At 64.7% G+C, this 23,108-nt stretch carries 25 protein-coding genes and 8 pseudogenes; 18 read left to right on the plus strand and 15 right to left on the minus strand.

The window, feature by feature from the left end:
* Window positions 1-100: 100 nt before the first annotated feature.
* From ACFODQ_RS01295 to ACFODQ_RS01315, 5 genes and pseudogenes are all read right to left on the minus strand, one after another.
* Window positions 101-271 carry a hypothetical protein gene (locus ACFODQ_RS01295; RefSeq protein WP_377014588.1) on the minus strand — a complete coding sequence of 57 codons (171 nt, stop codon included), beginning with the start codon at window positions 269-271 and terminating at the stop codon, window positions 101-103.
* A gap of 166 nt (window positions 272-437) precedes the next feature.
* Entirely contained in the window at window positions 438-647 is a 210-nt protein-coding gene (locus ACFODQ_RS01300; protein WP_377014590.1) for a hypothetical protein, read from the minus strand.
* Window positions 635-1,000, minus strand: coding sequence for a VOC family protein (locus ACFODQ_RS01305; protein WP_377014592.1), 366 nt, complete (start codon window positions 998-1,000; stop codon window positions 635-637). The genes ACFODQ_RS01300 and ACFODQ_RS01305 overlap by 13 nt, the downstream gene beginning before the upstream one ends.
* Before the next feature lie 200 nt (window positions 1,001-1,200).
* The gene (locus tag ACFODQ_RS01310; RefSeq protein ID WP_377014644.1) at window positions 1,201-1,389 is read right to left on the minus strand and encodes a hypothetical protein; all 189 of its coding nucleotides are present in this window, start codon (window positions 1,387-1,389) and stop codon (window positions 1,201-1,203) included.
* Window positions 1,331-1,558, minus strand: a pseudogene (locus ACFODQ_RS01315) (hypothetical protein); the annotation flags it as partial. The gene ACFODQ_RS01310 and the pseudogene ACFODQ_RS01315, both read right to left, overlap by 59 nt.
* Window positions 1,559-1,773: 215 nt before the next feature.
* On the opposite strand from ACFODQ_RS01315, the pseudogene ACFODQ_RS01320 reads away from it, so the two are divergent.
* From ACFODQ_RS01320 to ACFODQ_RS01350, 7 genes and pseudogenes are all read left to right on the plus strand, one after another.
* Window positions 1,774-2,252: pseudogene (locus ACFODQ_RS01320) on the plus strand (Lrp/AsnC family transcriptional regulator); the annotation flags it as partial.
* Window positions 2,253-2,486: 234 nt separating this feature from the next.
* Window positions 2,487-3,227, plus strand: a pseudogene (locus tag ACFODQ_RS01325) (GNAT family N-acetyltransferase).
* Window positions 3,228-3,429: 202 nt separating this feature from the next.
* Window positions 3,430-4,348, plus strand: a pseudogene (locus tag ACFODQ_RS01330) (HlyC/CorC family transporter).
* 151 nt (window positions 4,349-4,499) lie between these two features.
* Complete coding sequence (locus ACFODQ_RS01335) at window positions 4,500-4,688, plus strand: hypothetical protein (protein WP_377014594.1); 189 nt, start codon at window positions 4,500-4,502, stop codon at window positions 4,686-4,688.
* A gap of 80 nt (window positions 4,689-4,768) precedes the next feature.
* Window positions 4,769-5,044 carry a hypothetical protein gene (locus ACFODQ_RS01340; protein WP_377014596.1) on the plus strand — a complete coding sequence of 92 codons (276 nt, stop codon included), beginning with the start codon at window positions 4,769-4,771 and terminating at the stop codon, window positions 5,042-5,044.
* Between the two features lie 398 nt (window positions 5,045-5,442).
* Entirely contained in the window at window positions 5,443-6,108 is a 666-nt protein-coding gene (locus ACFODQ_RS01345; RefSeq protein ID WP_377014598.1) for a hypothetical protein, read from the plus strand.
* Window positions 6,036-6,650 carry a prolyl oligopeptidase family serine peptidase gene (locus ACFODQ_RS01350; protein ID WP_377014600.1) on the plus strand — a complete coding sequence of 205 codons (615 nt, stop codon included), beginning with the start codon at window positions 6,036-6,038 and terminating at the stop codon, window positions 6,648-6,650. Before ACFODQ_RS01345 ends, ACFODQ_RS01350 begins: the two co-directional genes overlap by 73 nt.
* On the opposite strand, the gene ACFODQ_RS01355 is transcribed toward ACFODQ_RS01350, so the two are convergent.
* From ACFODQ_RS01355 to ACFODQ_RS01385, 7 genes are all read right to left on the minus strand, one after another.
* Complete coding sequence (locus tag ACFODQ_RS01355; protein ID WP_377014602.1) at window positions 6,647-7,033, minus strand: MFS transporter; 387 nt, start codon at window positions 7,031-7,033, stop codon at window positions 6,647-6,649. The two genes, ACFODQ_RS01350 and ACFODQ_RS01355, sit on opposite strands and share 4 nt — an antisense overlap.
* A gap of 153 nt (window positions 7,034-7,186) precedes the next feature.
* Window positions 7,187-7,375, minus strand: a complete 189-nt coding sequence (locus tag ACFODQ_RS01360) for a hypothetical protein (protein WP_377014604.1) — start codon at window positions 7,373-7,375, stop codon at window positions 7,187-7,189.
* Window positions 7,376-7,535: 160 nt separating this feature from the next.
* Entirely contained in the window at window positions 7,536-7,952 is a 417-nt protein-coding gene (locus tag ACFODQ_RS01365; RefSeq protein WP_377014606.1) for an MFS transporter, read from the minus strand.
* 82 nt (window positions 7,953-8,034) lie between these two features.
* Window positions 8,035-8,853 carry a TonB-dependent siderophore receptor gene (locus ACFODQ_RS01370; RefSeq protein ID WP_377014608.1) on the minus strand — a complete coding sequence of 273 codons (819 nt, stop codon included), beginning with the start codon at window positions 8,851-8,853 and terminating at the stop codon, window positions 8,035-8,037.
* Complete coding sequence (locus ACFODQ_RS01375) at window positions 8,792-9,373, minus strand: TonB-dependent receptor domain-containing protein (RefSeq protein WP_377014610.1); 582 nt, start codon at window positions 9,371-9,373, stop codon at window positions 8,792-8,794. Before ACFODQ_RS01375 ends, ACFODQ_RS01370 begins: the two co-directional genes overlap by 62 nt.
* On the minus strand, window positions 9,280-9,507 hold the full coding sequence (locus ACFODQ_RS01380; protein ID WP_377014612.1) for a hypothetical protein: 228 nt from the start codon (window positions 9,505-9,507) through the stop codon (window positions 9,280-9,282). The genes ACFODQ_RS01375 and ACFODQ_RS01380 overlap by 94 nt, the downstream gene beginning before the upstream one ends.
* 151 nt (window positions 9,508-9,658) lie before the next feature.
* Window positions 9,659-10,126 carry a TonB-dependent receptor plug domain-containing protein gene (locus ACFODQ_RS01385; RefSeq protein WP_377014614.1) on the minus strand — a complete coding sequence of 156 codons (468 nt, stop codon included), beginning with the start codon at window positions 10,124-10,126 and terminating at the stop codon, window positions 9,659-9,661.
* A 268-nt stretch (window positions 10,127-10,394) separates the two neighbouring features.
* On the opposite strand from ACFODQ_RS01385, the gene ACFODQ_RS01390 reads away from it, so the two are divergent.
* The 9 genes and pseudogenes from ACFODQ_RS01390 to ACFODQ_RS01430 all read left to right on the plus strand — a co-directional run bounded on the left by ACFODQ_RS01390 (window position 10,395) and on the right by ACFODQ_RS01430 (window position 18,600).
* A complete protein-coding gene (locus ACFODQ_RS01390) occupies window positions 10,395-10,631 on the plus strand; it encodes a hypothetical protein (protein ID WP_377014616.1) in 237 nt (78 codons plus the stop codon).
* Complete coding sequence (locus ACFODQ_RS01395; protein WP_377014618.1) at window positions 10,556-11,506, plus strand: apolipoprotein N-acyltransferase; 951 nt, start codon at window positions 10,556-10,558, stop codon at window positions 11,504-11,506. Before ACFODQ_RS01390 ends, ACFODQ_RS01395 begins: the two co-directional genes overlap by 76 nt.
* The gene (locus ACFODQ_RS01400; RefSeq protein WP_377014620.1) at window positions 11,455-11,985 is read left to right on the plus strand and encodes a nitrilase-related carbon-nitrogen hydrolase; all 531 of its coding nucleotides are present in this window, start codon (window positions 11,455-11,457) and stop codon (window positions 11,983-11,985) included. The genes ACFODQ_RS01395 and ACFODQ_RS01400 overlap by 52 nt, the downstream gene beginning before the upstream one ends.
* A 303-nt stretch (window positions 11,986-12,288) precedes the next feature.
* A pseudogene (gene fabA / locus ACFODQ_RS01405) lies at window positions 12,289-12,808 on the plus strand (bifunctional 3-hydroxydecanoyl-ACP dehydratase/trans-2-decenoyl-ACP isomerase).
* Window positions 12,805-14,023: pseudogene (fabB, locus tag ACFODQ_RS01410) on the plus strand (beta-ketoacyl-ACP synthase I). Before fabA ends, fabB begins: the two co-directional pseudogenes overlap by 4 nt.
* A 339-nt stretch (window positions 14,024-14,362) precedes the next feature.
* Window positions 14,363-15,271: a glycine--tRNA ligase subunit alpha gene (gene glyQ, locus ACFODQ_RS01415; RefSeq protein ID WP_116926715.1), complete on the plus strand. Its 909-nt coding sequence runs from the start codon at window positions 14,363-14,365 to the stop codon at window positions 15,269-15,271.
* A 20-nt stretch (window positions 15,272-15,291) separates the two neighbouring features.
* Window positions 15,292-15,822 carry a metal-dependent hydrolase gene (locus ACFODQ_RS01420; RefSeq protein ID WP_116926623.1) on the plus strand — a complete coding sequence of 177 codons (531 nt, stop codon included), beginning with the start codon at window positions 15,292-15,294 and terminating at the stop codon, window positions 15,820-15,822.
* A complete protein-coding gene (gene glyS, locus ACFODQ_RS01425) occupies window positions 15,822-17,954 on the plus strand; it encodes a glycine--tRNA ligase subunit beta (protein ID WP_260718803.1) in 2,133 nt (710 codons plus the stop codon). The genes ACFODQ_RS01420 and glyS overlap by 1 nt, the downstream gene beginning before the upstream one ends.
* A gap of 85 nt (window positions 17,955-18,039) precedes the next feature.
* Complete coding sequence (locus ACFODQ_RS01430; protein WP_116926621.1) at window positions 18,040-18,600, plus strand: histidinol phosphate phosphatase; 561 nt, start codon at window positions 18,040-18,042, stop codon at window positions 18,598-18,600.
* Window positions 18,601-18,690: 90 nt separating this feature from the next.
* On the opposite strand, the gene hemE is transcribed toward ACFODQ_RS01430, so the two are convergent.
* The 3 genes from hemE to ACFODQ_RS01445 all read right to left on the minus strand — a co-directional run bounded on the left by hemE (window position 18,691) and on the right by ACFODQ_RS01445 (window position 20,285).
* Window positions 18,691-19,806 carry a uroporphyrinogen decarboxylase gene (gene hemE / locus ACFODQ_RS01435; RefSeq protein ID WP_377014624.1) on the minus strand — a complete coding sequence of 372 codons (1,116 nt, stop codon included), beginning with the start codon at window positions 19,804-19,806 and terminating at the stop codon, window positions 18,691-18,693.
* A gap of 102 nt (window positions 19,807-19,908) precedes the next feature.
* Window positions 19,909-20,082, minus strand: a complete 174-nt coding sequence (locus ACFODQ_RS01440; protein WP_377014626.1) for a hypothetical protein — start codon at window positions 20,080-20,082, stop codon at window positions 19,909-19,911.
* Between the two features lie 41 nt (window positions 20,083-20,123).
* Window positions 20,124-20,285, minus strand: a complete 162-nt coding sequence (locus tag ACFODQ_RS01445) for a MarR family transcriptional regulator (protein WP_377014628.1) — start codon at window positions 20,283-20,285, stop codon at window positions 20,124-20,126.
* A 368-nt stretch (window positions 20,286-20,653) separates the two neighbouring features.
* On the opposite strand from ACFODQ_RS01445, the pseudogene ACFODQ_RS01450 reads away from it, so the two are divergent.
* Together ACFODQ_RS01450 and ACFODQ_RS01455 are read left to right on the plus strand one after the other, a co-directional pair.
* Window positions 20,654-21,597 (plus strand): annotated as a pseudogene (locus tag ACFODQ_RS01450) (Bug family tripartite tricarboxylate transporter substrate binding protein).
* 81 nt (window positions 21,598-21,678) lie between these two features.
* Window positions 21,679-23,009, plus strand: a pseudogene (locus tag ACFODQ_RS01455) (sulfatase).
* Window positions 23,010-23,108: the final 99 nt, after the last annotated feature.

A 23,108-nucleotide genomic window follows, 5' to 3' on the forward strand; every position in this document is an offset into this window, starting at 1 on the left:
CCGCGCGCACCAGGATCAAGGGCTTGAAGTCCTTTTGTGCATCGTACTGCGTGGTGTGCCCAGGTTTAGGGCAGCACCGCGTGTGTGGCCACCGCGCCCATCAGCACCATGTTCTCCGGGGCTTGGCCTGGGCCACCAAGGTCGCGCCTGTGGCACCGCCGGCCGGCCCCGGCTTGTTGGCCACCGTGATGGTGCCCAGTTGCTTTTCGGCGCCCTGGGCCAGCAGGTGGGCGAGGTGTCCAGCGGGCCGCCGGCGGGGTAGGGGACACAAAGGTCAGCGGTTGGCTGGCGTTCTGCGCGCTGGCAGCCAACATGAAACCAGACAGAACGGCGGCGAGGGTGACGGAGCGTTTCACAATTGTTTCCAGATTGATAAATCGCTCCGCAGTTATAGAGAGGCCGCATGGCAAATTGAGGAATATCAAAGCCGCAGCCGTTCAATTTTTCCTATAGCACCCCACGGCGCATCTGATCGAGTCAATGCTCTCGAACAGCGCCTTGAAGTTGCCATTGCCAAAACCATCATCGCCCTTGCGCTGGATGAACTCGAAGAAGATGGGGCCCAGCTGGTTCTCGCTGAAGATCTGCAGCAGCAGTTTCTGGCCGGTGCCATCGATCAGGATCTTGCGCTTTTTCAGCTCGGCCACATCCTCGCATGGTCGGGCAGGCGCTTGTCCACCAGCTCGTAGTAGGTGTCGATGGTGTCGAGCAGCTTGACGCCGCCGGCGCGCAACTGGTCCACTGTTTCGTAGAGGTTGTCCGAGCCCCATCGCGATGTGCTGGATGCCTTCGCCGTTGTACATGTCCAGGTACTCCTGGATCTGGCCGGCCTTTTCCTTGCCCTCTTCATTGATGGGGATGCGGATCTTGCCGCAGGGCTGGTCATGGCCTTGCTCTTGACGCCGGTGACCTGGCCTTCGATGTCGAAGTACTTGATCTCGCGGAAGTTGAACAGGCGCTCGTAGAAGCCCGCCCATTCGTCCATGCGGCCCCGGTGCACGTTGTGGGTCAGGTGGTCGATTATAGGTCAGGCCGTGGCCGTGCGGGTTCAGCGCCTCTTCGGCACTGACGCCGGCAGCGGCTCGAAGTCCACATCGAAGAAGCCGATGTTGCCGATGTCGCCAGCTTGGGCACCGTTCTTGCCGCGCAGCGGTCCACCAGTAGATCAGGCTGTCGCCAATGCCCTTGACGCGGGGATATTCAGCTCGCCTGGCCGGCCTGGCCGGCATAGCCCCAGGCGCCAGGCCCAGGGCGCGCTCGTAGGCGGCCTTGGGTCCTGCACGCGGAAGGCGATGGCGCAGACGCTGGGGCCGTGCAGGCGGGCAAAACGCTGGGCAAAGCTGTGGGCTCGGCATTGATGATGAAGTTGATCTCGCCCTGGCGGTACAGGGTGACGTTCTTGTGGCGGTGGCGCGCGACGGGTGAAGCCCATGGCCGTGAAAACCTTGCCCATGGCGACGGATCGGGGCGGCATATTCGATGAACTCGAAGCCGTCGGTGCCCATGGGGTGTCCCAGGTCGTGAATTCGGTGGTCTGGTGGGGAATGGCGGCTGTCATCGCAGGTCTCCTGTGGATCGTCTCGGGTGGCGCCAGCGTCGGCTGGCTGCTGTGCCTCCCTGTACCGATCTTGTGCGCAGCATTTTGGCGATTTATCCCAGTCCAATCGCTGGCAAACCTGATTCATGTGTTCTTGCTAAAAATCAAGCATTAAAATTGCGTGATCCTGTTGTGTCGCGCTGCTGCGGTGCAGCAAAACATTCTGGACCTCTGCCATGACCACCTCTGCCTACCCCCTGGACAAGCTCGACCGTGCCATCTTGCAGCGCCTGCAGCACAACGGCCGCGAAACCTATGACGTCGTGGGCGAGCAGGTCGGCCTGTCGTCCAGTGCGGTGCTGCGCCGGGTCAAGCGTCTCGAAGAGGTGGGCGTGATCGAGCGCTATGTGGCCCTGGTCAAGCCCGAGGCCGTGGGCCTGTCGATGACGGCCACCTCAATGTGCGGCTGGAGAAGTTCACCGAGGCGAGCAAGCGCAACCCGCTCGATCTCTTCCGCGCAGCGTGCAAAGCTGGCCCGAGGTGGTCGAATGCGTGGCGCTGACCGGGGACATGGATTATCTGCTGCGCGTCGTCGTCGCCGACATGGCCCACTACAGCCGCTTTGTGATGGATACCTTGCTGCGCCACCTGCGGTGCAGGACTGCAAGACCAGTTTGTGCTGGACCGTGTCAAGCTCACCACAGCGCTGCCGGTATTGGCCCGGGGTCTGAACCACAGCCGATGTTGCGCCAGCGCAAACGGCGCTGCGATTGCTGGGCCGCTCACAGGCCCTTCAACCGCATGCCCGAGTGCCCACTTGCGGCGCAAAGCCGCATTGGCCGGGGGCTTTGAATACCCTTTGTAAGCGCGGGGTAAGCCATAGGCACGAAATATGCTGCATCGCAGCAATGATTGAATAATACGCGGGTTTAACCCGTATATTTACCCCATGATCACGACGAAAGAATGGTTCCCTTCATCCGTTGCCAACGGCATGATGGCGTTTTTCCCCTTCTTTGGCCGGTTGGGCGAGAGCCCGCAGCAGCCCGACGGCAAGAAGCCACGACCTTCCGCCTCTATGGTTCCTATCCGCGCCCTCAGTGAGCGTCACCGCCCGCGATCTCGCCCATCTGCTGGCGCTCGATGCGCAGGACCGCTATTTGCGCTTTGGCTACCAGGCGAGCGACGCGCAGATCGCGCGCTATGTCGAGGGCCTGAATTCGAGCGTGACGAGATCTTTGGTATCTATAACCGCAGCCTCAAGCTGATTGCGATGGCCATGTGGCCTATGCGCCGCCGTCGTCGAACATGGCCAGCTGCGCCGAGTTTGGGTGTCCGTGCTCAAGTCCGGCCGGGGCAAGGGCCTGGGCAGCCGTCTGTTCGAGCGCGCCGCGATGGACGCGCGCACCAAAGGCGTGCAGATGCTGTTCATCCATGCACTGTCGAGAACACCGCGATGCTCAAGATCGCGCGCAAGGCGGAGCCACGGTCGAGCGCGATGGCTCCGAATCCGAGGCCTACCTGAAGTTGCCGCCGCAGGTTTTGACACCCGCATGGCCGACCTGGTCGAGGACCAGATGGGCGAGATGGACTTCCAGTTCAAGAAGCAGGCGCGCCAGTTTGGGATTTCCTGTCCACCGTGCAGGAAGTGCGGCGTGATGTGCAGGAAGGGCACAAGTCGGGCCAGTAGGAGCCGCTAACACAACCCTTGATACGTCGTTGCCCTGCCTTGTCGTACTACTGTACTGCCTGCGGCAGGACGCCTAGTCTCAACCGCAAACCTTCGGTTTGCTGGGCCGTGTTATCGGCTCTAAACAGCCGGGTTTTGTCACAGGGGAGTGCTCAAGGATTGGGCAGCGATTTCGGAGGAAATCCGCAAATTTGATATCCTGATCGCTTGTTTCACTACCGCACGTCCTGCATTCCAAGACAGTGTCAGACCCCATCCCTCGCGCTTCCCTGACAAGGAAGACAAACGCACCTTTTTCCAGAAGGTCGCTGAACTGATTCACCCGGCCCGGACTCTGCGGACGAGTTGATCGAAACCCTGGCGGAAGCCGAAAGCAACGATGTCATCAACGCGGACTCCCGCGTGATGCTGGAGGGGTCATCCGTATGGAAGACATGACCGCTGGCGATGTGATGGTCGCCGCGCCCCGCATGGACCTGGTGGACATCGAAGCCGACTACGAGTCGGTGCTGCACACCGTCATCAACACCGCCCCATCGCGATTCCCGGTGTTCCAGGGTGAGCAGGAAAACATCATTGGCATCTTGATGGCCAAGGACCTGCTCAAGCTGCAACGCTCCCCCCAACTCAATCTGCGCGCCCTCCTGCGCCCGGCCGTGTTTGTGCCGAGAGCAAGGGCCTCAACGACCTGCTGCGTGAGTTCCGGGGCAACCGCAACCACTTGGCCATCGTCATCGATGAGTTTGGCCGCGTGGCGGGCCTGGTCACGATTGAGGATGTGCTCGAACAGATCGTCGGCGAGATCGAGGACGAGTTTCGATCTGCCCGAAGAGAGAGGCGATATCTTTGCGCTGGCCGATGACACCTTCCGCATCTCTGGCGACACGCCGTCGAGGGGTGGCCGACGAGTTCAACGTGGTGCTCGAGAGCAGTGACCCCGATGAGTCGTTCGAAACCATCGGTGGCCTTATTGCCCATGAGCTGGGCCATGTGCCAAGCGCGGCGCCACATCATTGCTGGGCGGCCTGCACTTTGAGGTGCTGCTGACCAAGGGCGGCGCGGTGCGCTGGTTCCGCGTGCAGCGGGCCGCGCCGGTGTCGGACCCGGCAGCAGACGCTTGAGGCAGCGCCCGATAGGGCGCCCAATACCGCCTGCCTCTGAGCGGCAAAGCATGGCAGCGAATCACGCGGTTCGCTGCCTTTTTTATGGGCACGCGCTGCGCCTGCCTGGCGTTTGGCCTTGTCGGCAGGGCGGTAGCGCAGCCTCCCTAAAATGCTGCTCCATGCCCACGATTCCACAAGCCCCGACCCCGGCACTGCGCTGCCGCACATAGCGCAACCACGGCTCAGCAGCCAGCCTGGCCGGCCATCACCGCCCGCATGCGGCCCCCAGGACCACTGGATTGAGCAGCTGGGCCGCCGGCGCAATGATGACTTTGCCTGGCTCAAATACATCCCGTGAGACCGGCACGCGCAGCATGGACAACCTGCCCGAGCCCCTGGGCAGCCTGCTGCAGGCTGAGCGCGACTATGCGCAGGCAGATGCTGGCGCCGCAGGCCGCATCGGCGCAGCGCTTCTACGATGCGATGGCCGCCCATGTCTGCAGCACCGAGCTGGCACCGCCTGCCGCACTGCAAGGCTGGGCTTACAGCAGCCAGCCAGTGGCGGGCGGCCAGCGGGTGTTTGTGCGCAGCCATTCGGATGCCGGGTGCAGACCCTGGTCGACGAGCCGTGCATCGCAGGGCCATCGGTACTACCGCGCCACCGACCACCAGGCCAGCCCGATGACCGCTACTATGCCTGGGCCGAAGACCTGATCGGCAATGACCGCCACCGCATCTGCGTGCTTGATACCGAAACCGGCCGACCCAAGTGCTGGTGGAGGGCGACGCCTTTGGCTATGGTGGGCTGACCTTTTCGCCGTCGTCGCAGGATCTGTTTAGGATCTGGCGCGATGCGCACAGCCGGCCTCGCGCCTGTACCGCAGTGCGCTGCAGGGCGGGCAGCCGGTGCTGGTGCATGAGGAGAGCGACCCGGCGCTCTTCATGCGCGTGGCGCGCACGGCGGCCAATGGCTTTGTGGTGCTGAGCCTGTTCGGGCCCGGACCCACGAGCTGCACCTGATCGCCGCCGGCCAGGAGCATGCCGCGCCCCGGCTGCTGCGCCCGCGCGAGCGCGGCATCCGCTACGAAGTCAACGAATGGAATGGCAGCCTGGTGGCTCTGACCAATGCCGGGGGCGCCCGACCGCCAGATCTGCGGCTGGGCCCCGACCTGCACCCAGCAAACGTGGCCGCCCACCGCCACGGTGTGCCCATCATCAAGATGCAGCCCTTTGCAGCACGCTGGTGCGGCTCGAGCGCGCCGATGGCCTGCACCAGCTGGTGCTGCTGCAGGCGCGACGGGGCGCAAACCACCATCCGCTTTGACGAGCCGCCTACACCTTGGACCTGCTGCCCGGCCAGCACTGGGATGCCAGCCATGTGCGTATCGCACCAGACGCCCGCCCAGCCGCCGCGCTGGCTGGACATCCGCCTGGCCGACGGCCAGATGACCGAGGTGGGGCGCGAGACCTGGAGTGGGTTAGGATTGGACCCGGCGAAAACTACCGCATCGAGCGCCTTCAGGCCCGTTGCCGATGATGGCCAGTGGGTGCCGCTGACGGTGCTCTCGCGCAAGGACATCGATAGCAGCCAGCCCCAGCCGCTGCTGCTGACCGGCTATGGCGCCTATGGCATTGCGCACGAGGCCTCGTTCTCGCTGCCGGCCCTCGCCTGGGTCGATGCCGGCTACCGCTATGCGATTGCCATGTGCGCGGGGGCTCGGAAAAGGGCCATGACTGGTACCAGGGCGGCTGCCGCGAGCACAAGCGCAACTCGATGACCGACTTCATCGCCTGCGCCCAGCATCTGCAGCAGCTGGGCTACAGCACGCCGCAGCAGACGGTGGCCCACGGCATATCGGCCGGCGGCCTGCTGGTCTGCGGCGCGATGAACATGCAGCCCCAGCACTGGGCGGGGGTGATCGCGCAGGTGCCCTTTGTCGACATGCTCAACACCATGAGCGATGCCGACCACCCGCTGGTGCCGCTGCTGCGCCCGGACTGGGGCGATCCGCTGGCCGACCCGGTCGCCTATGACTACATCGCGGCGCTGTCGCCCTACGAGAATGTGCGTGAGGCGGCCTACCCGCCGCTGCTGTGCACGGCCGGCTTGAAGGATGACCGCGTGCCGTACTGGGAGCCGGCCAAACTGATGGCCAATGTGCGCCGCCGCTCCACCAGTGCCGCGCCCGCCTTGTTGCTGCTCAACCCGGACAGCGGTCACCAGGAAAGTGACCAGCAGGAGAGCGTTTTGGGCCAGGCCGCGCGCCTGTGGGCCTTTGCCCAGCACTGCGCCACGGCCGGCAAGCCGCCAGCGGTTTAGCGTGGCAGCGCTGCCTGGGGCCGGCTGCGCTGGAACAGCCCCCAGGCGCACCAGGCCGACACCAGCAGGGCTGGCACCGCCGTCACGGTGATGGCGCTGAGCAAATGGCCCTGCACCACCCAGGTGGAGATAAAACCCGCCAGCAGCGGGCCCAGTGCGCTGAACACCGATACGACAAAGCTCCACAGCGCAAAGATGCGGGCGCGCAACGCGGCGGGGGTGAGGTCCTGCAGCATCGTTGGCACCAGCGCATTGGCGGTGCAGGTGATGAAGAGAAAGAGCCCCACCACGACAAAGGCCTGCGGCAGCGATGCGGTGGAGAACAGCATCAGGATGGCAGGGATGGCCAGCAGTGCGCAGACGCCCATGATGAGCGGGCGCACCGCCTGGCCCAGGCGCTGGGCGAGCAGCGTCGAGCCAGGCCACCACCGGCAGGCAGCCCAGCGTGCTGACCAGCAGGATCGGGCCCATCACCTCGCCAATATGGGCGGGCGTGGCCTCAAAGCGGCGCTCCAGCGCCAAGGCGATCAGCTGGTTCAAGCTTGCACGGCAACCATCAGGCTGCCGGCGATGCCGACAAACAGCGCAATGGGCTGCCAGCGCGCGCGCAGAAACTGGCGCAGCGAGGCGCCGCTCGCGCCATCGCTGCTGGCGATGTAGCGCGGTGGATCGGCGGTGAACAGGCCCGCCAGCAGCAAGGGCAGGCCGGCGACCGACAGCAGCAAGAAGGCCTTGCGCAGGCATCCATGTCGCCCGGGATCAGTGCGACGGCTGTGCTCTGAATATCGCCTGCAAAATAAAAGCCAGCACTGGCGCCGCTCGAGACCAGGGCCGCAAAGCCCAGGTTGGCCAGCACGCGGTGGCGCTGCGGAGCCAGGTCGGGAATCATCGAATACACCAGCGGGACCATTGCAAACTCGCTGATGCCGGCGGCCGAGCGGCCAGAAAGAAGAGGGGAAAGTTGGGCGCCAGCGCGCTCAGCACCATCATCGCGGTGGAGGCCGCAATCAGGCACAGCAGCACGCGCTTACGCGAGAAGCGATCGGCAAACCGCGCCAGCGGAATGGCCAGCGCGCTGCCCACCAGCACGCCGGCCAGGCCCTGCAAGGCGCCAATGGCGGCATCGCTGATCGCAAAGCTTTTCTGGATGGCCGACAGCGAGATGGCCTGCAGACCGTAGTCGCTCATCTGCACCCCGGCGGTGAGACCCAGAAAAACAACCGTCAGCAAAGCGCGCACGGACCACTGCGCCGGTCCGGTGTCTGCGGCAGAGGGGGCGGCACTGCCGGAAGAAGTCGTCATGGAATTGCAGTCCGAGAAAAAGCCATATCCCCTGCTGCGGACACTGCCGCAGCATGGGCGCTAGGCTTTCGATCTTAGAGGCTTACTTCCACTGGTACTGCAGCTGCACATCCACCGTGCGGCCACCGCCGTAGTAGCAGTAGAAGTCACAGCCGCTGACATAGGTCTTGTCGGTCAGGTTGCGGGCATTGAGTTGCAGCGCCCATTCGCGGCTCAGGTCGTAGCGCACCATCAGGTCCAGCAAGGTGTAGCCGGAGATGCGCTTGCCGGGGCTGTAGCGCTGGTCTTCGGTCTGGCCGTTGTAGCGGGCACCGGCAGCCACCGTCAGCTTCTGGCTGTTGGCCAGGCTCAGGCTGTGGCTCAGCCACAGGCTGACCTGGTTGTCCGGGATCAGCGGCGTGCGCACGGTCTGCGTGGTCGAGATGTCCTGCTTGGAGTTGTTGTGCGTGTAGGCTGCCTTGATGGCAGTCGCCGCGCCCAGCTTGAAGTCGCCCTGCAGCTCGATGCCCTTGTTGGTGCGCTTGCCCGATTGCGTCTGGATGTTGGAGGCGTCCGAGATCAGCGCGTTCTTTTCCTTGATGTCAAAGTAGGCGAGGGTCAGCGTGCCGTTGAGCCAGGTGGGCTCCATCTTCAGACCGATTTCGCTTTGCTTGCCTTCGTAGGGCTTGTAGGCCATGCCTGTGCTGTCCACGCCGGCGATGGGCTTGAACGATTCCGAATAGCTGATGTAGGGCGAGACACCGAAGTCGGTGATGTACATCGCGCTCAGGTTGACGCTGTTCTTGCTCACATCGTAGGCAGCGTCGGAGCCGCTGACCGAGCCCGTGTTCTTGGCGCTGTCATGGCGGATGCCGGCGTTTGAAGTTCCAGTGGCTGCCCACGCGCAGCTGGGTGGAGGCATAGGCGCCCCACTGCTTGGAGTGCAGGCCATAAGGCGTGCCGGTGATGTCGAAAGGCGCGCCGTAGACGGGATTGAACATGTCCAGACCCGGCACAAAGCCGAAGCCGTTGTTCAGGCCATCGGTGTCGGACTTGAGGTAGTCGATACGAAGGTGGGCAGCAGCTGGATGCTGTCGGACAGCTTGAGCTTGCCGGTGATGCGGTTGTCCAGGTAATGGCTCTTGGAGGTGCCATCGGTGTAGGTGTAGCGCGCGAGAGCGTCCGTCACCGTCCGAGCCATAGGCAAAGGTGTTGACCTGGTCCAGATCGAGGTGGGTGTACTTGTAGTTCTGCGTGAACTTCCAGTCGCTGTTGATCTGGTGGCTCAGCAGCCAGCCCAGGCTGGACTGGGTGCGCTTGAGGTGGTCCACACCGGGCTCGCCCGCGTTCAAGCGGCGGTCGATGCGGCCATAAGGCGTATCGGTGATCGTGCCGTAGGCGGGCAGGAAGCCGTTGGTGGGGCGGCCATCTTCGCGCTGCACGCTGCCAGCAGGGTCAGCGAGGTTTGGGGCGTGAACTCCATCGTGACGCTGGGCGCCAGGTAGTAGCTCTTCATATTGGTTTCGCGCTGCATGCCGTCTTCGCGGCGTGCCTGCGCCACCAGGCGGTAGTACACGGTGCCATCGGCATTGGCGATGTCGTTGTAGTCGATGCCAGCGCCCAGGCGCTTTTGGTTGCCGACCTCGGTGTTCAGCTGCAGTGCGCGCTCCTTCTTGGGCGCTTGGTGACCAGGTTGACGACGCCGCCGGATTCCGAGGCGCCAAAGATCAGCGAGTTGGCGCCCTTGACCACTTCCACCGTTTCCACGCCAAAGATTTCAGGCTTCCAGACAAAGTAACCATTGGGCGAGGTGGGGTGCCGTCCAGCGACACGGAGGCATCAAAGCCGCGGATCTTGAACCACTCGACCTTGTTGTCCGCGCCAAAGGGCTCGCTGACTACGCCGGCCTGGTACTGCAGGGCCTGGTCCAGCTTGCGCGCGCCCAGCGCGTCGATCTGGTCCTTTTGCAGCACGGCGCTGGAGTTGGGCGCGTAGAAGTCCAGGCTCTGCAGATCGTTGACCGAGCCGATTACCGTCACGGTTTCCAGCGTCGTGCTGGCGGCTTCGGTCTTGTCAGTGGCGTTGGCGGTCGCGTTGGTGTCAGCGGTTTGTGCCAGCGCAGGGGCAGCAAAGCCGATCGCGCCGATGGCCAGCACAACGGCCTGGACCACCGGGGTGTAGCGTGCGTATTGCATGGTGTGAGGGTGGGGGAGAAGTGGGACGAATGGAATGGATAACTAGTTTGTAATTTTATATTGCAATCGATAATTGTTCTCAAATGCATTCTCTTTTGTAGCGAATTTGCTGCATTTGTTATTTTCTATCGACCATTGCCCGACGTAGCTGCCAGTTGCGCTGGGCCGCCCGCGCCGCTCAGCGCCCCAGAGGGGGATCGCGTATAGTGCGCCCAGCGGCCGTGCCCAAAGAGCGCGCGGTGGTTTCCCTGCCAACCCTGATTGACCTGTGCCCGCGTCCTATTCTTCTTATTCCCTGTTTGAGTCACCCCGCCGCTTTCCCTGGCTGTGGGCCTGCCTGGCACTGGTCGCCGGGGTTCTGCAAGCCTGGTCGCTGGCTTGGCCCTGGCATAGCGATGGTTTTCCGGCCAGCTATGGCCAGCCGCTGTGGTGGCTGCAGCTGCTGTCGCTGGCGGTGCTGCCCGCGGCACTCATGCGCGTGCAGCGGCCCTGGCACGGGTGCTGATCGGCTGGGCCTTTGCCTGCGCCTGGCTCTGCGCCACCTTCTGGTGGCTGTTTATCTCCATGCACACCTATGGCGGACTGCCCGCGCCGCTGGCGGTTTTGGCGGTGCTGGGGCTGGCGGCATTTCTGGGGCTGTACTACGCCGTCGTCTGCGGCCTGTTTGTGGCCTGGCGAGGCGAGCGCCTGAGCGGCGCCGTGCTGCTGTTTGCCGCGCTGTGGCTGCTCGCCGAGCTGGCGCGTGGCCAGTGGTGGACCGGTTTCCCCTGGGGCGCAGGCGGCTACGCCCATGTCGATGGGCCGCTCGCAAGCCTGGCACCCTGGATCGGTGTCTACGGCATTGGCGCCGTCGCATCGGCCGCTGCGATGTGGCTGGCGGGGCTGCGCGGCGCGCATGTGGCGCGTTGGCCGGGCTATGTCGCGCTGCTGGCGGTGGCTGCCGTGCTCTGGCTGGCCCAGCACCTGCCCCAGGCCTCGGTGGCCGCGGCGCCCAACAAGCCGGTATCCGTCGCCTTGCTGCAAGGCAATATCTCGCAGGGCGAGAAGTTCCAGGCCAGCTCGGGCATCCCGATGGCGCTGGCCTGGTATGCCCAGCAGCTGCAGCAAAGCCAGGCGGACATGGTGATTGCGCCCGAGACTGCCATCCCCGTGCTGCTGCAGCAAACCCCGCATGGCTACTGGCAAGAGCTGCAGCAGCGCTTTGCCAGCGGCCAGCAGGCGGCGCTGGTCGGCGTGCCGCTGGGCGATTTTGAGCAGGGCTATACCAACTCGATGGTGGGCCTGGTGCCGGCAGTGCCGAGGCCTACCGCTATGACAAGCACCACCTCGTGCCCTTTGGCGAGTTCATCCCGCCAATGTTCCGCTGGTTCACCGATTTGATGCAGATTCCGCTGGGCGATTTCAACCGCGGCGGCATGAACCAGCCCTCGCTGGCCTGGGCGGGGGAGCGCTGGGCGCCCAATATCTGTTACGAGGATCTGTTTGGCGAAGAACTGGCCAGCCGCTTTGTGGACAGTGCGCAATCGCCGACGATCATGGTCAATGCCAGCAATATCGCCTGGTTTGGCGATTCGATTGCGATCGACCAGCATTTGCAGATCAGCCGCATGCGGACCCTGGAGCTGGCGCGGCCCATGCTGCGCGCCACCAATACCGGCGCCACCGCGGTGATCGACCGGGACGGCGTGGTGCAGCAGATCCTGCCGCACCAAGCCCGCGCGGTGCTGCAGGCGCAGGTGCAGGGCGTGGATGCGGGCCCGACCTGGTTTGCCCAGTGGGCTGGTCGCTGGGGGCTTTGGCCGCTGTGGGGCCTGGGAGCACTGGTACTGGTCGGGGCCTGGCTGGGCCGGCGGCGCTGACCACCCAGCGCAGCTGCCGGTGCAGATGCCGTCTTAAACGGACAAATTGCCGGCAGATGACGGCCGCAGCACCGTGCTCACCCCATGCGGCTGCTTGGCGAGCGTCCACCATCGGCAAATGTAACTGCTGTTAAAAAACGCAGATAGCCTGGGTTCGGCGCACAAAGCACAGCGCACTCCACGGCTTTGTCTCGCACGTTCGGGCCCAGAAGCGGGATAATGTGTACCTGCAGGTAATGGTGCCTGGGCACCATCAGAGAAATGCGGCGGAGTGACCGCCACCAGAAGTTGGACTGACAATGGCTGAATCTTTTTTCCTATGAACAACTGATCGCCTCCGGTGAGGGCAAGTTGTTTACCCTGAAAGTGGCCGTTTGCCACTGCCGCCGATGCTGATGTTTGACCGCATCACCGAAATCGACGAAAACGGCGGCTCGCACGGGCTGGGAAAAATTGTCGCTGAGCTCGATGTCAACCCCGATCTGTGGTTCTTCAAGTGCCACTTCCAGGGTGATCCCGTGATGCCCGGCTGCCTGGGGCTGGACGCCATGTGGCAACTGATCGGTTTTTACCTGACCTGGCTGCGCCTGCCAGGACGCGGGCGCGCCCTGGGTGCCGGTGAGGTCAAGTTCACCGGCGAAGTCGCCCCGACGTGAAGCTGGTAACCTACGAAATCGACATCAAGCGCGTGATCAAGCGCAAACTGAACATGGCCATTGGCGATGCGCGACTGCTCGCTGACGGCAAGGAAATCTATGTCGCCAATGACCTGCGTGTGGGGTTGTTCCTGCGCGAGGGCGATGGCAAGGAAAACGCAGCATGAAGCGTCGGGTGGTTATTACAGGGGCCGGTATCGTCTCCTGTATCGGTGTGGGGCTGGAAGCCGTGGAGACTTCGCTGCGCGAAGGCCGCTCCGGCATCGCCCATATGCCGGTGTTCAAGGAAATGGGCCTGCGCAGCCAGGTCGCTGGCATTCGCGCATCAATGTCGAAGAGTTCATTGATCGCAAGCAACTGCGCTTCATGGGAGATGCTGCCGCTTACGCGCAGATCTCGCTGCAGCAAGCGATTGCCCAGGCAGGCCTGTCACCCGAACAAATCAGCCACCCGCGTACCGGATTGATCATGGGCTCGGGCGGCGGCTCGCCGGCCAACCAGATCGAGGCGGCCGACACCCTGCGTGAAAAAGGCATTCGCCGCGTGGGACCCTACCAGGTCACGCGCTGCATGGGCTCGACCGTGTCGGCCAACCTGGCGACCAACTTCAAGATCAAGGGCATCAACTACTCGATCACCTCGGCCTGCTCGACCTCGGCGCACTGCGTGGGCGCGGCCGCCCAGCAGATCTCCTGGGGCATGCAGGATGTGATGTTTGCCGGCGGCGGCGAAGAACTGTCCTGGGGTCTGGCCATCTTGTTCGATGGCATGGGCGCGATGTCCAGCAAATACAACGACGACCGACCAAGGCCTCGCGCCCCTATGACACGGACCGCGATGGTTTTGTCATTGCCGGCGGCGGCGGCGCGCTGGTGCTCGAGAGCCTGGAGCATGCCCAGGCGCGCGGCGCCACCATCCTGGGCGAGATCGTCGGTTTTGGCATCTCGTCGGACGGTGAAGACATGGTCGCGCCTTCGGGCGAAGGCGCGGTGGCCGCGATGTCCCAGGCTATCGAAGGCCTGGACGCACCGATCGACTACATCAACACCCATGGCACCTCCACCCCGGTGGGCGATGTGCCCGAGCTGCATGCGATCCGCAAGGTGTTTGGCGACCGCATTCCGCCGTTCTCGTCGACCAAGTCGCTGACCGGCCACTCGCAAGGCGCGACCGGCGTGCAGGAAGCGATCTACAGCCTCATCATGCTGATGAAGGGCTTCATCGCCGGCTCGGCCAATGTGGACCATCCCGATCCTGCGGTGGGCGATATGCCGCTGGTCACCAAGGCGCGCGTGGCGGAGTTGAAGCAGGTGCTGTCCAACAGCTTTGGCTTTGGCGGCACCAATGCCTGCCTGGTGCTCAAGCGCTGGGAAGCGGCTTGATCGCCACCACCCTCCACTCCCACTGACAAAGCGCCTTCGGGCGCTTTTCTTTTGCTCTCGTAACCGCAGCAGGAGTGCTATCAAAATGAGACCGCTGTTGCAGTGCAGGCGCGGCGCCAACGCGCGCTGTTGCGGGCTGGCAGCCATGCGTGCCTGCCCTTGCCGCTGGCGCGCTCGGCTATCGCCACCCATGGGGCGGCTGAAAGCACTAAAATCAAATGTTTTTGACCGCTTTGCTGGTGCAGACAGGCAGCAAGGCATGCATGCAGTCCGATCTTGTCGCTGCGCGCCCACTTCGCGGGCCGCCAGCAGCAGGCTGCGTCCACCACCAGACTCTCCATGTTGAATTTCCAACAAATCATTTTGAAGCTGCAGCAGTACTGGGCCGACCAGGGCTGCGCGCTATTGCAACCTTATGACATGGAGGTGGGTGCAGGTACCTCGCACACCGCCACCTTCCTGCGCGCCATCGGCCCCGAGCCCTGGAAAGCGGCCTATGTGCAGCCCAGCCGCCGCCCCAAGGATGGCCGCTATGGCGAGAACCCCAACCGCCTGCAGCACTACTACCAGTTCCAGGTGGTGCTCAAGCCCGCGCCTGCCAACATTCTCGATCTGTACCTGGGCTCGCTCGAAGCGCTGGGTTTTGACCTGAAGAAAAACGACATCCGCTTTGTCGAAGACGACTGGGAAAACCCGACCCTGGGCGCCTGGGGCCTGGGCTGGGAAGTCTGGCTCAACGGCATGGAAGTGACACAGTTCACCTATTTCCAGCAAGTGGGCGGCATCGACTGCAAGCCCGCGACCGGCGAGATCACCTACGGCCTGGAGCGCCTGGCGATGTACCTGCAAGGCGTGGACAACGTCTACAACCTGCAGTGGACCGATGGCCTGACCTATGGCGATGTCTACCACCAAAACGAGGTCGAGCAGTCCACCTACAACTTCGAGCATTCCGATGCGGAGTTCCTGTTCCAGGCCTTTGGCGCCCATGAAAAGCAGGCCAAGCTCCTGATGGAGCAGCAGCTGGCCTTGCCCGCCTATGAGCAAGTGCTCAAGGCCGGCCACACCTTCAACCTGCTCGATGCGCGTGGCGCGATCAGCGTGACCGAGCGGGCGGCCTACATCGGCCGCATCCGCAACCTCGCGCGCGCCGTGGCGCAGAGCTACTACGACAGCCGCGAGCGCCTGGGCTTTCCGATGGCTCCGCGCGAGTGGGTCGCGCAGATCCCCCCGAAGGCTGCCGCCTAAACACCCCCGCCGCGCTGCCCATGCCCACGATCTTCACGCATGTCGCCGTACCGGTCGCCGCAGCGCTGGCGCTGGGCAGCCGCCGTGTGCCGCCCAGCATGCTGCTGGTGGGCGCGCTGGCCGCGATTGCGCCTGATTTCGACGGCATTCCCTACCAGTTCGGCAGCGCCGGCAGCGGCATCTGGGCCCACCGTGGCATCACCCACACGGCCTTGTTTGCACTGCTGATGGGCCTGCTGGGCCTATGGCTGGCGCGCTGGTGGAAGGTGCCGCGCCTGGCCGGCTTTGCCTGGGTGTTTTTCTGCACCTTGTCGCACCCCTTGCTGGACATGATGACCAGCGGCGGCAGCGGCATTGCCCTGCTGTGGCCTTTGAGCTCCGAACGTTTTTTCAGCCCTTGGCGACCGATTGCCGTCTCGCCCATTGCTGCAGACCGCTTTTTCTCGCAGCGCGGTGTGCAGGTCCTGGTCAGTGAACTCTACAACGTATGGTTCCCGCTGCTGACCCTGGGCCTGTCCATCTTCGCGCTGCGCCATACCCGGAAATCCTGATGACTTCCTCTCCCAATCTTCTGGTTGAACTGTTTGTTGAAGAGCTGCCTCCCAAGGCGCTCAAAAAGCTGGGCGATGCCTTTGCCCAGGTGCTGCTGCAGCAACTGCGCGCGCAGGGCCTGGCCGGTGACGGCTCGCAGCTGACGGCCTATGCCTCGCCGCGCCGCCTGGCCGCGCTGATCACCGACGTGCTGCCGCGCGCCGCTGACAAGCAGGTGTCGCAAAAGCTGATGCCCGTGGCAGTCGGCCTGTCGGCCGATGGCCAGCCAACGCCGGCCCTGCTCAAGAAGCTGGCCGCGCTGGGCGCCGATGCCTCGGTGGTGCCGCAGCTCAAGCGGGCCCAGGACGGCAAGGCCGAAGCGCTGTTCTACGACAGCACGGCCGCTGGCGTCAGCCTGGCCGAAGGCCTGCAAAAGGCGCTGACCGAGAGCATCGCCAAGCTGCCCATCCCCAAGGTCATGACCTACCAGCTCGAAGGCAACTGCGAATTGCCCGGCTGGAGCAGCGTGCAGTTTGTGCGCCCGGCGCATGGCCTGGTGGCCCTGCACGGCACCGAGGTGCTGCTGTCGATCGAAGCGCTGGGTCTGAAGGCCGGCAACACCACGCACGGCCACCGCTTTGAAGCGCTGGTCGATCCGCTGGTGATCACTGATGCCGACAGCTACGCCAAGACCCTGGCCGAGCAGGGCGCGGTGATTGCCAGCTTTGACGAGCGCAAGGCCGAGATCGTGCGCCAGCTGCAGGCAGCGGCCGAGCGCGTGGGCGGCGGCGTCAAGCCGATCGACGACGAAGCACTGCTCGATGAAGTGACTGCGCTGGTCGAGCGCCCCCATGTGCTGGTCTGCGCGTTCGAGAAGGAATTCCTGGGTGTGCCGCAGGAGTGCCTGATCCTGACGATGAAGGCCAACCAGAAGTACTTCCCGCTGCTCGCTGCCGATGGCGCGCTGACCAACCAGTTCCTGGTGGTGAGCAACATCAGCCCCGCTGACGCATCGGCCGTGACTGGTGGCAATGAGCGCGTGGTGCGCCCGCGCCTGGCCGATGCCAAGTTCTTCTTTGACCAGGACCGCAAGAAGACCCTGGCCTCGCGCGTCGAGGCGCTGGACAAGGTGGTCTACCACAACAAGCTGGGCACCCAGGGTGAGCGCGTGCAGCGCGTGCGTGCCATTGCCAAGAGCATTGCGCAGCAGTTGGGCGCCACCCAACTGGGCAAGCAGGTGGACCAGGCCGCCCAGCTGGCCAAGACCGACCTGATCACCGACATGGTGGGTGAGTTCCCAGAACTGCAGGGCACGATGGGCCGCTACTACGCGCTCAACGACCAGCTCGATGCCGCAGTGGCCGATGCGATCGAAGACCACTATAAGCCGCGCTTTGCCGGCGATGTGCTGCCACGCGGCGAGGTGGGCGTGATCGTCGCGCTGGCCGACAAGCTCGAAACCCTGGTGGGCATGTTCGGCATCGGCAACCTGCCCACCGGCGACCGCGACCCGTTTGCGCTGCGCCGCCATGCGCTGGGCGTCATCCGCATGCTGGTCGAAAAGGACCTGCCGCTGGACCTGGACACCTTGCTGGTCAGCACCTTGCCCGCCTTTGGCGACAAGATCGAAGACGCGAGCGCAGCGCTGTCCGACTTCATCTATGACCGCCTGGCCGGCAGCCTGCGTGAGCAAGGCTTTGGCGCCCAGGAAGTGGAGGCCGTGCTGGCCTACCGCCCCCAGCGCCTGGCCGATGTGCAAAAGCGCCTGGAAGCGGTGCGTGCCTTTGCCGCGCTGCCCGAGGCACCGGCGCTGGCCGCTGCCAACAAGCGCGTGGGCAATATCCTGAAGAAGGCCGATGGCCCGGTACGCGCCCGCGTGGACGAAGCCCTGCTGCAAGAACAGGCCGAGAAGGACCTGTTTGCCGCGCTGCAGACCGTCGCACCCAAGGCTGATGCCCAGTTTGCCGAAGGCGATTACACCGCCAGCCTGCAGACCCTGGCGGCGTTGCGCACGCCGGTCGATGCCTTCTTTGAGCATGTGATGGTCAATGCCGAACACCCGGCGCTCAAGGCCAACCGCCTGGGCCTGCTGGCGACCCTGCATGAGGCGATGAACCGCATCGCCGATCTGTCGCGCCTGGTCGCTGCCTGATAAGCTGGATGGGCGCGCAGCCATCGTGCATGGCTGCCGCCCGCCAGGGCCGCGTGCCCCAGCCTGTCTTCGGAGGGAGCCTGTGATGAAACTTGCGATTCTCGAGCGTGACGGTATTGTTGGCCAGCCGGTGCTGGGCCAGCTGAGCGGCCACCAGGACTGGCAGAGCATGCCCGATGCGGCGATCAGCATCGCCCGGCTCAACCTGTCTGGCTGGCATGTGGTGCTGGTGGCCAACCAGCCCGGTCTGGGCCGGGGTCTCTACGACTGCGCCGCACTCAATGACTACCACCGCCAGATGTACAAGGAGCTGGCCACCGTCGGCGCCAAGGTCGATGCGGTGTTCTTCTGTCCCCATCCGCCCGATGACCACTGCGACTGCCTGGATGCCCAGGCCACGCTGCTGCGCCAGATCCTGGACCGCTTCAACATGGAAGCGGGCAAGGTCGCGGTGATCGCCCGCAGCGCCAGCTTGCTGCAGGCCGCCGCCAGCCTGGGCGCACGCCTGCACTGGGTCTCCGTGCCCGGTGGGCCGGATGCCGAGACGGCGCTGTGCCCCTCCGAAGAGGCGCAGCAACACGCCAGCATGGTCCAGTGCATCGAGCACTTGCTGCAGACCATCGCGAATCGGCCGCCGCAGGGCTGAGAAGCGACGTGCTCTGCCCCATGAAAAGCCCTGCCATGTAAAACGGCAGGGCTTTTGCTTGGGCGATATCGCAGCGCTCAGCCGCCTCGATCAAGCACGCATCGCACGCGACTGGCTGTGCACCGCTTCGACCAGCGCGGCCACATGCTCGGGCGGTGTGAACTGGCTGATGCCATGGCCCAGGTTGAAGATATGCGTGGGGCCGGGGCGGCTGGTGTCGGTATGGGGCGTGCCAAAGCTCTCGAGCACATGGCGCACCTGCTCGGCAATGCGCTCGGGCGGGGCAAACAGCACATTGGGGTCGATATTGCCTTGCAGCGCCTTGCCCGGGCCGCCGACTTCGCCGCCGATGATGGCACGGGCCTTGCCGAGGTTGGCGGTCCAATCGAGGCCCAGCACCTCGCAGTCGAGATCGCGCATCTCGGGCAGCCAGATGCCGCCACCCTTGGTGAACACGATGCGGGGCACATCGGTACCGTCCACGCCGGTGCGCTTGAGCTGGCTGAGCACGCGCCTGGTGTAGGCCAGGCTGAACTGCTGGAAGGCGCCATCGGCCAGCACACCGCCCCAGCTGTCAAAAATCATCACGGCCTGCGCGCCGGCATCGATCTGGGCGTTGAGGTAGGCGGCCACGCTGTCGGCATTCACCTCCAGGATGCGGTGCATCAGATCGGGGCGGCTGTACATCAGCGACTTGACCTGGCGGTAGTCATCGCTGCCCTTGCCTTCGACCATGTAGCAGGCGAGGGTCCAGGGGCTGCCGGAAAAACCGATCAGCGGCACACGGCCACCCAGCGCACGGCGGATGCTGGTCACCGCGTCGAACACATAGCGCAGCTTGTCCATGTCGGGCACGGCCAGCGCCTGCACGGCGGCCTCGTCGCGCACCACCTGGGCAAAGCGCGGGCCTTCGCCTTCGGCAAACGACAGGCCCAGGCCCATCGCATCGGGCACCGTCAGGATGTCGCTAAAGAGGATCGCAGCATCGAGCGCAAAGCGCTCGAGCGGCTGCAAGGTCACCTCGGTGGCGTAGTCCACATTCGTTGCCAGCCCCATGAAGCTGCCGGCGCGCGCGCGCGTGGCCTTGTACTCGGGCAGGTAGCGCCCGGCTTGGCGCATCAGCCACAGCGGGGTGTAGTCGGTGGCCTGGCGGCGGCAGGCGCGCAAGAAGGTGTCGTTGCTCAGCGGTGCAAATGTCGTGCTCATGGGCAGGGATTGTCGCGCAGTTGCCGATGCCTGGGCAGCGATGCCGGTTTGCCCGGGTAGGGTATGGAGCAAAGTCCGCGCAGATCGCCCCCCGGCGGTGGCTCAGCCCAGGTGGTTTTGGCGGTGGCCGGACTGGCGCGGCGGAAAGGCCGCATCGCTGGCCTCGTCCTGCGCGGACCGGTTGGCCTGCTGCTGCAGCTGGTGCAGGCTCTGGTCCAATTGCGCCAGCGCATCGGCATCGAGCGCGGCCACCAGGTCGGTGTTGATGCGCCGCACCTGGGGCAGCAGCGCATCATGCAGGCGCTGGCCGGCAGGGCTCAGTTGCAGCGCTGCGCGGCGCCGTTGCCTGTCTCGGTGAATTTGTGCAGCAGGCCCTTGGCCTGCATCGAGGCGATCGCGCGCGAGATGCGGGCCCGGTCAAGCTCGAGCAGATCGGCCAGTTGCGAAGGCTGCAGACCGGGCTGGCGCGCCAGCCACATCAGCACGCCCCATTCGCGCCGGTGATGCCGTAGTGGCGCTCGCACAACCGCGTCACCAGCCGGCCCGCCGACGCAGTGAGCTTGGCCAGGCGGTAGAGCAGCAGGTCGCTGGGCTGCTGCGGATCGGCAAGGGGGTTGGGCGCACTGCGGGTAAATCCGGGCGATGGTTGATTAGAACAATTGTGCCCTGGTTTTCTACAGTGCAGGCATGCTGCGCGGGCGCATGTGCGGAGGCTGAAAAAGCTTATGCCTTTGGGCTAGATCAAACGCGGCAACATAGAGGGCATCGGCCGTCATGCGGCTTGTTCATAAGCATCGGAGACTCTCCCCATGGTTCAACGTCGTCATTTTCTCGGCAGTCCGCAGCCATGGCTGCCTCGGTGCTGGCCACCACCTCGTCGCTCTGGGCCTTGCCCGCGCAGGCCCAGGACGGGGTGCTGCGCATCATCGTGGGCTACCCGCCCGGTGGCGCGACGGACCGCGTTGCGCGCATCGTGGCCGACAAGCTGCAGGCCAGCCTGGGCAGCACCGTGATTGTGGACAACAAGGTGGGCGCCGGCGGCCGCGTGGCTGCGCAGTTTGTGAAGAATGCGCCGGCCAACCAGCCGGTGCTGATGCTGGCCAACCCCGCCGTCATGGTGGTGGCGCCGCTGGTGGTGAGCAATCTGGGCTATGACGCCGAGCAGGATTTTGTGCCGGTCAGCGAGGTCAACCGCTATGTGTTTGGCGTGGCGGTGTCCAGCGCCGTGCGGTCAGGGAAATGCAGCACCTGCTCGCCTGGCTCAAGGCCAACCCGGCCAAGGCCAATATCGGCGTGCCTGCCACTGGCAGCCTGCCGCACTTCTTTGCGCTGATGCTTGGCCAGCAAGCCGGCGTCGAAGCCGAGGCGGTGGGCTACAAGGGCTCGGCCCCGCTGCTCACCGATCTGATGGGGCGGCCAGGTGCCGGTCGCCGTTGATACGCTCGACACGCTGGTGCAGCAGCACCAGGCGGGCAAGCTGCGCCTGCTGGCCGTCAGTGGCGATGCCCGCAACGCCGCCGTGCCCGATGTGCCGACCTTGAAGGAGGCCGGCGTGAACCTGTCTGCCGCTGGCTGGAACACCTTCTTTGCGCCCAAGTCCATGCCCGCCGCGCAGGTGCAGCGCTACGCTGCCGCCATCCACAAGCTGATGCAGGACCCGGATGTGCACAAACAGTTTGCGACCAACTACCTGGACCCGGTGGCCAGCACCGCCGAGCAGACCGCCAAGGCGCTGCAGGCCTACAAAAGCAGTGGGTCCCAGTGATCCAGGCCTCGGGCTACAAGCCCTGATCTGTTGCCCCTTGACATGCCAGACGCAGGCCGCGCGCCCACCGGGTGCCGGCCCGCCATGACTGTGAGTGAGACCCCGTGTTGAAACGACCGAACATCATCTTTATCGTGGCCGATGACCTGGGCTACGCCGATCTGGGCTGCTATGGCGGCCGCAACGCCCGATTTGGCGCCGTGTCGCCGCATATCGATGCGCTCGCTGCCGGGGGCCTCAAGCTCACGCAAGGCTATTCCAACTCGCCGGTCTGCTCGCCCACGCGCTTTGCGCTGATGACGGCGCGCTACCAGTACCGCCTGCGCGGCGCGGCCGAGGAGCCGATCCGCACCGCCACGCGCGGCAACCCTGACCTGGGCCTGCCGCCCAGCCACCCGACCTTGCCATCGCTGCTGCGAGAAGCAGGCTACCGCACCGCCTTGATGGGCAAGTGGCACCTGGGCTACCCGCCGCATTTCAGCCCGCTCCAATCGGGCTATGAGGAGTTCTTTGGGCCCATGTCGGGCGGCGTGGATTACTTCAGCCACTGCGGTGCCAATGCCAGCATGACCTCTGGTTTGGCGAGGCCGAGCGCGCGCAGCCGGGCTACCTGACCGACCTGATCAGCGACTATGCGGTGGACTATATCGACCGCATGGCAGCCGGTGCGCAGCAGGACACACCCTTCTTTTTGAGCGTGCACTACACCGCCCCGCACTGGCCTGGGAGACCCGGGACGACGAGGCATTGTCGCGCGAGCTGGTGGAGAACAAGCAGGCCATCTACCACCTGCATGGCGGCAATATCGAGAGCTACCAGCGCATGATTCACCACATGGACGAAGGCATTGGCCGCCTGGTGGAGCGCCTGCAAGCGCATGGGCTGGCAGACGACACGCTGATCGTGTTCACCAGCGACAACGGCGGCGAGCGCTTCTCGGACAACTGGCGCTGGTGGGCGGCAAGATGGACCTGACCGAGGGCGGCATCCGCGTGCCCTGGGTGGCCCATTGGCCACGCGTCATCGCCCCTGCGGGCGAGAGCCGCCAGACCTGCATGACGATGGATTGGAGCGCCACGATGCTGGACATTGGCGGGGCCCAGCCCGCTGCCGGCTACCCCTGGGATGGGCAGTCGCTGCTGCCGCTGCTGCAGGACCCGGCCTGGCACCAGGATCAGCCCTGTTCTGGCGCATGAACCACCGGGGCCAGCGCGCGATGCGCGATGGCGACTGGAAATACCTGCGGGTCGATGGCGTGGACTATTTGTTCAACCTGCACGCCGATGAGCGCGAGCGCGCCAACCTGGCCAGCGTGCTGCCCGAGCGCCTGCAAGCGATGGTGGCCGCCTGGGAAGCCTGGAACGCCAGCATGCCGCCGATACCGGGCGATGCGACGGTGAGCCTGTGCTACACCGACGCCGACATGCCCCAGCGCTGAGGGATTCACAAAGCCCTTGAGAGGCCGTTGCGGCGCCTGGTCGTACTTTTGTACTGCCTGCGGCGCGGCGCCTGGTCTCCTCCGCAAACCTGCGGTTTG

It is taken from the genome of Comamonas sp. JC664 (assembly GCF_042647185.1).

Bases quoted from the DNA above. Each gene is read 5' to 3' on its own strand.
- ACFODQ_RS01335 (WP_377014594.1), top strand. From the start codon at position 4,500: ATGCTGCTCCATGCCCACGATTCCACAAGCCCCGACCCCGGCACTGCG.
- ACFODQ_RS01340 (WP_377014596.1), top strand. From the start codon at position 4,769: ATGCTGGCGCCGCAGGCCGCATCGGCGCAGCGCTTCTACGATGCGATG.
- ACFODQ_RS01365 (WP_377014606.1), bottom strand. From the start codon at position 7,952: ATGACGACTTCTTCCGGCAGTGCCGCCCCCTCTGCCGCAGACACCGGA.
- ACFODQ_RS01370 (WP_377014608.1), bottom strand. From the start codon at position 8,853: ATGCCTCCACCCAGCTGCGCGTGGGCAGCCACTGGAACTTCAAACGCC.
- ACFODQ_RS01385 (WP_377014614.1), bottom strand. From the start codon at position 10,126: ATGCAATACGCACGCTACACCCCGGTGGTCCAGGCCGTTGTGCTGGCC.
- glyQ (WP_116926715.1), top strand. From the start codon at position 14,363: ATGTTGAATTTCCAACAAATCATTTTGAAGCTGCAGCAGTACTGGGCC.
- ACFODQ_RS01420 (WP_116926623.1), top strand. From the start codon at position 15,292: ATGCCCACGATCTTCACGCATGTCGCCGTACCGGTCGCCGCAGCGCTG.
- glyS (WP_260718803.1), top strand. From the start codon at position 15,822: ATGACTTCCTCTCCCAATCTTCTGGTTGAACTGTTTGTTGAAGAGCTG.
- ACFODQ_RS01430 (WP_116926621.1), top strand. From the start codon at position 18,040: ATGAAACTTGCGATTCTCGAGCGTGACGGTATTGTTGGCCAGCCGGTG.
- hemE (WP_377014624.1), bottom strand. From the start codon at position 19,806: ATGAGCACGACATTTGCACCGCTGAGCAACGACACCTTCTTGCGCGCC.
- ACFODQ_RS01445 (WP_377014628.1), bottom strand. From the start codon at position 20,285: ATGTGGCTGGCGCGCCAGCCCGGTCTGCAGCCTTCGCAACTGGCCGAT.